This is a genomic window from Bacillus sp. 05T22 (genome assembly GCF_056396765.1).
The window spans coordinates 22,296-32,180 of record NZ_JBFTMC010000040.1; the positions used below are offsets into that span (position 1 = coordinate 22,296).

Below are 9,885 nucleotides of genomic sequence, written 5' to 3' on the forward strand. Positions count from 1 at the left end.
TACAATTTTGGCATATAGCATATGATTTTAAATTGATGACGGAACGAGTATGTCACAGTCCATTTTTAGAGAGAAACTTCCACTGGCTGAAAGAAGTTTTAAATGAAGGGTGACAGAACGCTAATCCTGAGAGCAGCTAATCCCTGCCGTCTTGCCACGTTACGGCACCATGAGGTGATGAATCGAGAATGTATAAATCGGTTCATAATTAGGGTGGTATCGCGAGTTAACTCTCGTCCCTTTTATAGGGACGGGAGTTTTTTGTTTTTATGAAATTTCTTAAGGGAGGAAATATAGATGAAACAGTTAACAGGAGCACAAATTCGTCAAATGTTTTTAGACTTTTTCGAGGAAAAAGGGCATGCAATTGAACCGAGTGCATCATTAGTTCCACATGAGGATCCATCTCTTTTATGGATTAACAGTGGTGTAGCGACATTAAAGAAATACTTTGATGGCCGTGTAATTCCGCAAAATCCACGTATTACAAATGCACAAAAATCAATTCGTACAAACGATATTGAAAACGTTGGGAAAACAGCTCGTCACCATACATTCTTTGAAATGTTAGGAAACTTCTCAATTGGTGACTACTTTAAAGAAGAAGCAATTACATGGGCTTGGGAATTTTTAACGAGCGACAAATGGATTGGATTCGATAAAGAGTTACTATCTGTAACAATCCATCCAGAAGATGAAGAAGCATTTATAATTTGGAATGAGAAAATGGGTGTTCCGAAAGAGCGCATCATTCGTTTAGAAGAAAACTTCTGGGATATTGGTGAAGGACCAAGTGGACCGAACACAGAGATTTTCTATGACCGCGGTGAAGCTTACGGTAACGAYTTTAGAGATCCTGAGTTGTATCCAGGTGGAGAAAACGAACGTTACTTAGAAGTATGGAACCTTGTATTCTCTCAATTTAACCATAATCCGGATGGCTCATATACGCCACTTCCAAAGAAAAACATCGATACAGGGATGGGTCTAGAGCGTATGACATCTATCGTTCAAGATGTACCTACAAACTTTGATACAGACCTATTTATGCCAATGATTGGTGCAACAGAATCAATTTCTGGTGAGAAGTATCGCGGTGGCGATGTAGAAAAAGATATGGCGTTTAAAGTAATTGCTGACCATATTCGTACAGTAACATTCGCTGTAGGTGATGGAGCTCTTCCTTCTAACGAAGGCCGTGGTTATGTATTACGTCGTTTATTACGCCGTGCTGTACGTTATGCGAAGAAATTAAACATTAACCGTCCATTCATGTTTGAATTAGTACCGGTTGTTGGCGAAGTAATGAAAGACTTCTATCCAGAAGTTCTTGAAAAGAAAGACTTTATTGCAAAAGTTGTGAAGAATGAAGAAGAGCGTTTCCATGAAACACTTCATGATGGCGAAGCAATTTTAGCTGAAGTAATTGCAAAAGCGAAAGAAGAAAAAACAACTGTTATTTCTGGCGTAGATGCGTTCCGTCTATACGACACGTACGGTTTCCCAATTGAATTAACAGAAGAATATGCAGAAGAAGCTGGTATGACAGTTGATCAAGCAGGCTTTGAAAATGAAATGGAAAAACAACGTGAGCGTGCACGTGCTGCTCGTCAAGACGTTGATTCTATGCAAGTTCAAGGCGGTGTACTTGGTGAAGTTAAAGTAGCGAGCGAATTCGTTGGTTACGGTACAGTTGCAACAGAAAGTAACGTTGTTGCACTTGTGAAAAATGGTGAGTACACAGATAGCCTACAAGCAGGTGAAGAAGGACAATTAATGCTTGATGTAACGCCATTCTACGCTGAGAGTGGTGGGCAAATTGCAGACCGTGGTTATCTTCTTGCTGACGGCGTAAAAGTTCTTGTAAAAGACGTACAAAAAGCACCAAATGGTCAAAACTTACACAAAATAGTGGTGGAAGAAGGAACGTTAACAAAAGAAGCAGCTGTAAAAGCTATTATTGATACGAAGAACCGTAGCAGTGTTGTGAAAAACCATACAGCAACGCATATTTTACACCAAGCATTAAAAGATGTACTTGGAACACATGTTAACCAAGCCGGTTCTCTTGTAACATCAGAACGCCTACGCTTTGACTTCTCTCACTTCGGTCAAGTACAAGCTGACGAATTAGAAAAAATTGAGCGTATTGTAAACGAAAAAATTTGGGAAAGTATTGATGTTGCGATTTCTCAAAAAGCAATCGAAGAAGCAAAAGAAATGGGCGCAATGGCATTATTCGGTGAAAAATACGGCGATGTTGTACGTGTTGTACAAGTAGGCGATTACAGCTTAGAGCTTTGCGGTGGTTGTCACGTTGATAACACAGCTTCTATCGGTATTTTCAAAATCGTTGCTGAGTCTGGTATCGGTGCAGGAACACGTCGTATTGAGGCGGTAACTGGTAAATCTGCATACGAATTAATGAACGATCAAGTAGGTTTATTAAAAGAAGCAGCAGGAAAAATGAAAACAAATCCGAAAGATATTTTAACAAGAGTTGATGGTTTATTTGCTGAAGTAAAACAACTTCAAAAAGAAAACGAATCTCTTGCTGCGAAATTAAGCAATATCGAAGCTGGAAACCTAACTGATTCAGTAATGACAGTTGATGGCGTGAACGTATTAGCGGCGAAAGTAAATGTTGCAGATATGAACAACTTACGTACAATGATGGATGACCTTAAAAATAAATTAGAGTCTGCAGTTGTTGTATTAGTGTCTGTAAATGACGATAAAGTAAATATTTTAGCGGGTGTAACGAAAGATTTAATTAGTCAAGGTTACCATGCAGGTAAACTTGTGAAAGAAGTAGCTTCTCGTTGTGGCGGTGGCGGTGGCGGCCGTCCTGACATGGCTCAAGCAGGCGGTAAAAATCCAGCACAAGTAGAGGAAGCTTTAGCATTTGTACAAGAGTACGTTAAATCTGTTTCAAAATAAAGAGATAGTAGTGTACAATGGTAGGGAGAGGAGAAGTTCTTCTCCCTATACTTACTACTTACAAGTGAGGTGCTTGAAATGGACGGTTTTGATAAAACAATGAAGTTTAGCATTCAAGATGAAAAACAGAGTGTCCATGTAAATGATGTACTTTTAACTGTGTATGATGCACTTCAAGAAAAAGGTTATAATCCGATTAACCAAATCGTCGGTTATTTATTAAGTGGAGACCCAGCATACATACCTCGCCATAAAGATGCACGAAGCATCATTCGCAAGCTTGAACGTGATGAATTAATTGAAGAGCTTGTGAAGTCTTACTTGAAACATCATCGTGAGGAGTAGTTTATGCGGATATTAGGTTTAGATGTTGGTACCAAAACAGTCGGTGTTGCAATGAGCGATGAAATGGGCTGGACAGCACAAGGACTGGAAACAATCAGGATTAACGAAGAACGAGGCCAATTTGGTTTTGATCGTATTTCTGAGTTAGTAAAACAGTACAATGTGGACAAGATAGTAGTAGGTTTACCAAAGAATATGAATGGTACAATTGGCCCACGTGGTGAAGCTTGCCAGCAATTTGCAGAAAACCTACGGAATCTGTTACAATTAGAAGTTGTAATGTGGGACGAGCGTTTGTCGACGATGGCAGCGGAACGTCTGCTCATTTCAGCTGATGTGAGCCGTAAGAAGCGAAAACAGGTAATCGATAAGATGGCTGCAGTCGTGATCTTACAAGGATTTTTAGATAGTAAATAAGAGGTGACCAAAATGGAAGAAAATCAAATTACAATTGTAGACGAAAAAGGAAACGAACATTTATGTGAAATTATTTTCACTTTTGATGCTGAAAAATTCGGTAAAAAATCATACGTAGTCTTCTCTCCGATCGGTGAAGTAGACGAAGATGGAGACCAAATCTTCGATGCAATGGCATACGAGCAAAATGAAGAAGAGGGTGGAACATTACTTTCAATCGAATCTGAAGAAGAGTGGGAAATGGTACAAGAAATGTTTAACACTCTTGCTGAAGAAGAAGAGGGCGAAGCGTAATTCAGGTGAAGAAGATGGGCTGTACATGCAGTCCATCTTTTTTTGTATTCTCGTGCAAAATGACAGATTTTTTGTCGAAACTACATAATTGTTTATAGTATAATGAGACGGATTGTATAAAATAAAAAAACTATCTGCAAATGAATGAGTTTTGCTTTGGGCTTGTAGGGCATTGTATAGAGGATGTACATATGGTCTACAATGGAATAAGGAGGAAGAATTTTGATAGAGAATCAAGTGAAGAAGAAGCATAGGCGCACACTTTTAATAGTGGTTATTACACTACTTGTGGTCTGCGTGTCAGTCTATGCGTATATTTCATCTGCGTTAAAACCAGTTGATAGCGGGAATAAAAAAGAAATTGAAGTAGAGATTCCAAAAGGTTCATCTACAAGTAAAATCGGAGAGATTTTAGAAGAAAAAGGCGCTATTAAAAACGGTACAGTATTTAGCTTCTATGCAAAAGCTAAATCTAAAAATTTGCAGGCAGGTACATATTTGTTAAATTCATCAATGAATGTAGATGATGTAATGGAACAAATGTCATCGGGTAATGTCCATCGTCCAGTTGCTTATAAATTGACGATTAAAGAAGGTGCACAAGTTGTTGAAATTGCAGATATAATTGCGAAGGAACTGAAATGGAATAAAGATGATGTTGTGCGCCAATTAAACGATAAGGCTTTTATCCAAAAAATGCAGCAAAAATATCCGATATTATTAACAAATAAAATTTTTGATGCCAATATTAAATATCCGTTAGAAGGCTACTTATACCCAGCGACATATTCTTTCTATAAAAAAGATACAACATTGGAAGAAATTGTGACGTCGATGCTTGAAAAAACGAATGCATTAATTGTTCAAAATGAGGCGAAAATGAAAGAAAAGCAGCTGGACGTTCACCAGCTTTTAACATTATCTTCTTTAATTGAGGAAGAGGCGACAGGGGTTACAGATCGTCAAAAGATCTCTAGCGTCTTTTATAATCGTTTAGCAAAAGGGATGCCGTTACAAACAGATCCGACAGTATTATATGCGCTTGGAAAGCATAAAGAACGTGTATTATATGAGGATTTAAAAGTAAATTCACCGTATAATACGTATGTTGTAAAAGGATTACCTGTTGGACCAATTGCGAATTCTGGCAAGCATTCAGTACAAGCAGCGTTAGAACCTGCGCAAACAGATTATTATTACTTCTTAGCAGCACCAAGTGGTGAAGTGTATTATGCAAAAACGTTAGAAGAACATAATGCATTAAAACAAAAATATATTACACAAAAGAAATGAAAATAGGAGGGAGAGCGAAAAGGGTCGCATATCCCTCTTTTTTGTGGTAAAATATATCGGGTTAAAAACTGGCAGAAGAATCGTTTTTAATATCAAAACGGGACGTACAAGCTAAGGGTGAAGCTGGCTTGTATTTTTATTGCATTCTATGTGTGAAAAGATAGAAACTGACACGTCATAGAGGCACTTCTCCATGTAAATAAGGAGGACTATTTATGGAGGATGCAGTTAACGAGTACCTATTATCATTTATTGATCCAAAAGATAAGCTTATTCTTGAAATGGAACAGTACGCAAGTGAACATCATGTGCCAATTATGGATCGTCTTGGAATGGAGTTTATGTTGCAATTTTTACGTTTAATTGGACCGACAAGCATATTAGAGCTCGGAACAGCAATTGGTTACTCCAGTATTCGTATGATGCAAGCTATCCCCAATTCTCGCATTGTGACAGTAGAACGAAATAGCGATCGATATGAAAAAGCACTTGAATATATAGAGTGTTCTTCTGTAAAAGAGCGTATTTCCGTTATTTATGGTGATGCATTAGAAACAGGTGAACAAGTGAAAGAACATGGAACATTTGATGTTATTTTTATTGATGCCGCAAAAGGACAATATCGTCGCTTTTTTGACTTATATGAACCGTTATTAAATCCGGGGGGTGTCATTATTTCAGATAATGTTATGTACCATGGACTTGTAACGACAAAAGAAAAAATTGAAAATAGACGTACGCGTGGTTTGATTCGTCGTATTAAGACGTACAATGAATGGCTAATGAACCATGAAGGATATGATACAACTATTTTTCCGATTGGTGATGGAGTAGCCGTGAGTAAAAAGAGAGGGTGACAACAGTATGAAAAAACCTGAATTGTTAGTAACGCCAAGAGCGGTGGCGGACATTGAACCTCTTGCAAAAGCAGGGGCAAGTGCAGTAATGATCGGTGAGCAAAAGTTTGGCTTACGTTTAGCAGGGGAGTTCACGCGTGATGATGTGAAACAAGCTGTAAGCATTGCACATGAAAATGGTATGAAAGTATACGTAGCGATGAACGCTATGTTCCATAATGACAAAGTAGAAGAATTAAAAGACTACGTTGCACTCCTGCAAGAAGTACAGGTAGATGCAATCGTCTTTGGAGATCCTGCAGTATTAATGACTGTGCGTGAAGTAGCACCAAACATGCAAATGCACTGGAATACAGAAACGACAGCAACGAACTGGTTCACATGTAACTATTGGGGCCGTAAAGGTGCAAAACGTGCTGTGCTTGCACGTGAATTGAGCTTAGATGAAATTGTTGAATTAAAAGAAAACGCTGAAGTTGAAGTAGAAGTGCAAATTCACGGTATGACATGCATGTTCCAATCAAAGCGTTCATTAGTTGGAAACTATTTTGAATATCAAGATCGTAATCTAGAGATTGAAAAGAAAAAGTATGAAGAGAATATGTTTTTACATGATCCAGAGCGTAATAACAAGTATCCGATTTATGAGGACGAAAATGGTACTCATATTATGAGTCCGAATGATATTTGTTTCATTGATGAGTTAGATGAACTCATCGATGCTGAAATCGATAGCTTGAAAATTGATGGGGTGTTAAAAAGCTCTGAATACATTATCGAAGTGACAAAGAAATATCGTAAAGCTATTGATTTATGTGTAGAAGATCGCGATGCGTATTATGACATGAAAGACGATTTATATAAAGAGATAGAAGAAATTCAACCAGTAAATCGTCCGTTAGATACAGGATTCTTCTTTAAAGAAACGGTTTACTAAACGAGGAGGGTGTAGGAAATGACTGTACAAGAAATTTCACGAGTAGTCGATGGAAAACGCGTTATTGTGAAAAAACCTGAATTGTTAATCCCTGCAGGTAATTTAGAGAAATTAAAAGTAGCTATTCATTACGGTGCAGATGCTGTATATTTAGGTGGACAAGAATTTGGTCTTCGTTCAAATGCAGGGAACTTTACGCTAGAAGAAATGGCAGAAGGCGTAGAGTTTGCAAAGAAATATGGCGCAAAAATATATGTAACAACAAATATCTTTGCACATAATGAAAATATGGATGGATTGGAAGATTATTTAAGAGGGATTGAAAAAGCTGGTGTAACAGGAATTATTGTTGCAGATCCGCTTATTATTGAGACGTGTAAACGTGTAGCTCCTTCTGTTGAAGTGCATTTAAGTACACAACAGTCTCTATCCAACTGGAAAGCAGCGCAGTATTGGAAAGAAGAAGGCTTGCATCGTCTTGTATTAGCTCGTGAAGTCGGCTATGAAGAAATGAAGGAAATTAAAGAAAAMGTTGATRTTGAAATTGAAGCRTTCGTCCATGGKGCAATGTGYATTGCRTACTCTGGAAGATGTACATTAAGTAACCATATGACAGCACGTGACTCGAACCGTGGCGGTTGTTGTCAGTCATGTCGTTGGGATTATGACCTAGTTCAAGCAGTATCACAACATAAAGAAGCAGAAGAACTTCCTTTATTCCAAGAAGGCGATGCACACTTTGCAATGAGTCCAAAAGACTTAAACTTGATCCTTTCAATTCCGAAAATGATTGAAATTGGAATTGACAGCTTGAAGATTGAAGGACGCATGAAATCTATTCACTACGTAGCAACAGTAGCAACTGTGTACCGCAAAGTAATTGATGCATATTGCGCGGATCCTGATAACTTTGAGTTTAAACAAGAATGGTTAGATGAGCTCGATAAATGTGCAAATCGTGATACAGCGCCTGCATTCTTTGAAGGAGTTCCAGGATACCAAGAACAAATGTATGGAAATCATAGTAAGAAAACAACGTATGATTTTGCTGGTTTAGTGTTAGATTATAATGAAGAAACAGGCATTGTCACAATCGAACAACGTAACTACTTCAAACCAGGGTATGAGGTTGAGTTCTTTGGGCCAGAAATAGAAAACTTTACACAAACGGTGGAGAAAATTTGGGATGAGGATGGAAACGAATTAGATGCAGCGAGACATCCGTTGCAAATCGTGAAATTCAAAGTGGATCAACCAGTGTATGTGAATAATATGATGCGAAAAAGCATACATCAATAAGAAAGAGTGGTAGTTGAATGGGGACGAATAAGCCGGTTGTAATTGGAATTGCTGGTGGTTCAGGATCAGGTAAAACAAGTGTAACAAAAGCAATTTTTGATCAATTTCAAGGTCATTCCATTTTAATTTTGGAGCAAGATTATTATTACAAAGACCAAAGTCATCTGCCAATGGAAGAGCGTTTAAAAACAAATTACGATCATCCATTAGCGTTTGATAATGACTTATTAATTGAGCACTTACATCAGTTGCTTGCATATAAGCCGGTTGAGAAACCCGTATATGATTATACATTGCATACACGCTCAGAAGAAATTATTCCAGTAGAACCGAAAGATGTAATTATTTTAGAAGGGATTCTCATCTTAGAAGACCCGCGTCTTTGTGATTTAATGGATATTAAGGTGTTTGTTGATACGGATGCTGACCTTCGTATTTTACGTCGTATGCAGCGCGATATTAAAGAGCGCGGTCGTACAATGGACTCTGTTGTTGAGCAGTATGTAAATGTTGTACGTCCAATGCACAACCAATTTATTGAGCCTTCTAAGAAATTTGCGGATATAATTATTCCAGAAGGCGGACAAAATCATGTTGCAATTGATATTATGGTCACAAAAATTGCAACAATTCTTGAACAAAAAGTGAATTTGTAATAGCATAGTAAAAGATATACGATAGGAAGGGATTTTTTCCCTTCTTATCGAATACAATGAAACATGCCAACCTCATCTATCTATAGGTGAGGGCATATTTATATGAACTTTCCATACATATCTTCTTTATATGAGGAAGAATTGGAAAATACGGGGTTGTATGTGACAACTCCGCTAGTGCATGTGTACTAGAAACCTCCGCTATAGGATAAAGCGGAGGAGTTTTCATATTGAACTCCTCTTTTTTTCGGGGGATTGATATATAAAAGGAGTGGAAAACATGGCAATAGAAAAAACATACCCTATGACGCAAGAGGGTAAACAAAAATTAGAAAACGAGCTTGAGCAATTAAAAACAGTAAGACGTAAAGAAGTTGTAGAGCGTATTAAAATCGCACGTAGTTTCGGTGATCTTTCTGAGAACTCGGAGTACGATGCAGCGAAAGATGAGCAAGCATTCGTAGAAGGACGTATTACACAACTAGAAAATATGATTCGTAACGCRGTTATCATTGAAGATAATGGCGAAGAGTCTACAGTTGTAACATTAGGTAAAACTGTAACATTCAAAGAATTACCAGATGGAGATGAAGAAGCTTACACAATCGTTGGTAGTGCAGAAGCAGATCCATTTGAAGGAAGAATTTCTAACGATTCTCCAATCGCAAAAAGCTTACTAGGTAAGCAAATTGGTGAAAAAGTAGCAATTCAAACGCCAGGTGGAGAAATGCAAGTTGAGATCATCTCTGTAAAATAATAAAAAAAGGTTCACTCATGCTAATCTGTACCCTTTGTAAAGGACATTTTTAAAAAAAGTTATGCAACATCAAGAAGATGATTTCTGTAT

At 37.7% G+C, this 9,885-nt stretch carries 10 protein-coding genes and 1 other annotated feature; all 10 genes read left to right on the top strand.

Annotated features, from left to right (window positions below; all coding sequences use genetic code 11):
• Window positions 1-26 precede the first annotated feature (26 nt).
• Window positions 27-244, top strand: a binding site (T-box leader).
• Window positions 245-297: 53 nt separating this feature from the next.
• The 10 genes from alaS (at window position 298) to greA (ending at window position 9,795) form a co-directional block, all read left to right on the top strand.
• Window positions 298-2,940, top strand: a complete 2,643-nt coding sequence (alaS, locus tag AC1DIT_RS13840; RefSeq protein ID WP_476998237.1) for an alanine--tRNA ligase — start codon at window positions 298-300, stop codon at window positions 2,938-2,940.
• Between the two features lie 78 nt (window positions 2,941-3,018).
• Window positions 3,019-3,285, top strand: coding sequence for an IreB family regulatory phosphoprotein (locus tag AC1DIT_RS13845; RefSeq protein ID WP_000348590.1), 267 nt, complete (start codon window positions 3,019-3,021; stop codon window positions 3,283-3,285).
• Window positions 3,286-3,288: 3 nt separating this feature from the next.
• The gene (ruvX, locus tag AC1DIT_RS13850) at window positions 3,289-3,702 is read left to right on the top strand and encodes a Holliday junction resolvase RuvX (protein ID WP_016116430.1); all 414 of its coding nucleotides are present in this window, start codon (window positions 3,289-3,291) and stop codon (window positions 3,700-3,702) included.
• Window positions 3,703-3,714: 12 nt separating this feature from the next.
• On the top strand, window positions 3,715-3,996 hold the full coding sequence (locus AC1DIT_RS13855) for a DUF1292 domain-containing protein (RefSeq protein WP_016116429.1): 282 nt from the start codon (window positions 3,715-3,717) through the stop codon (window positions 3,994-3,996).
• A 222-nt stretch (window positions 3,997-4,218) separates the two neighbouring features.
• A complete protein-coding gene (mltG, locus tag AC1DIT_RS13860) occupies window positions 4,219-5,289 on the top strand; it encodes an endolytic transglycosylase MltG (RefSeq protein ID WP_016116428.1) in 1,071 nt (356 codons plus the stop codon).
• Window positions 5,290-5,504: 215 nt separating this feature from the next.
• Window positions 5,505-6,146 carry an O-methyltransferase gene (locus tag AC1DIT_RS13865; protein WP_016116427.1) on the top strand — a complete coding sequence of 214 codons (642 nt, stop codon included), beginning with the start codon at window positions 5,505-5,507 and terminating at the stop codon, window positions 6,144-6,146.
• 7 nt (window positions 6,147-6,153) lie between these two features.
• Entirely contained in the window at window positions 6,154-7,083 is a 930-nt protein-coding gene (locus AC1DIT_RS13870; protein WP_016116426.1) for a peptidase U32 family protein, read from the top strand.
• 18 nt (window positions 7,084-7,101) lie between these two features.
• Window positions 7,102-8,382, top strand: coding sequence for a peptidase U32 family protein (locus AC1DIT_RS13875; RefSeq protein ID WP_476998238.1), 1,281 nt, complete (start codon window positions 7,102-7,104; stop codon window positions 8,380-8,382).
• A gap of 17 nt (window positions 8,383-8,399) precedes the next feature.
• A complete protein-coding gene (udk, locus tag AC1DIT_RS13880) occupies window positions 8,400-9,038 on the top strand; it encodes a uridine kinase (protein ID WP_003200515.1) in 639 nt (212 codons plus the stop codon).
• Between the two features lie 280 nt (window positions 9,039-9,318).
• Entirely contained in the window at window positions 9,319-9,795 is a 477-nt protein-coding gene (gene greA / locus AC1DIT_RS13885; RefSeq protein WP_016116423.1) for a transcription elongation factor GreA, read from the top strand.
• Window positions 9,796-9,885 lie beyond the last annotated feature (90 nt).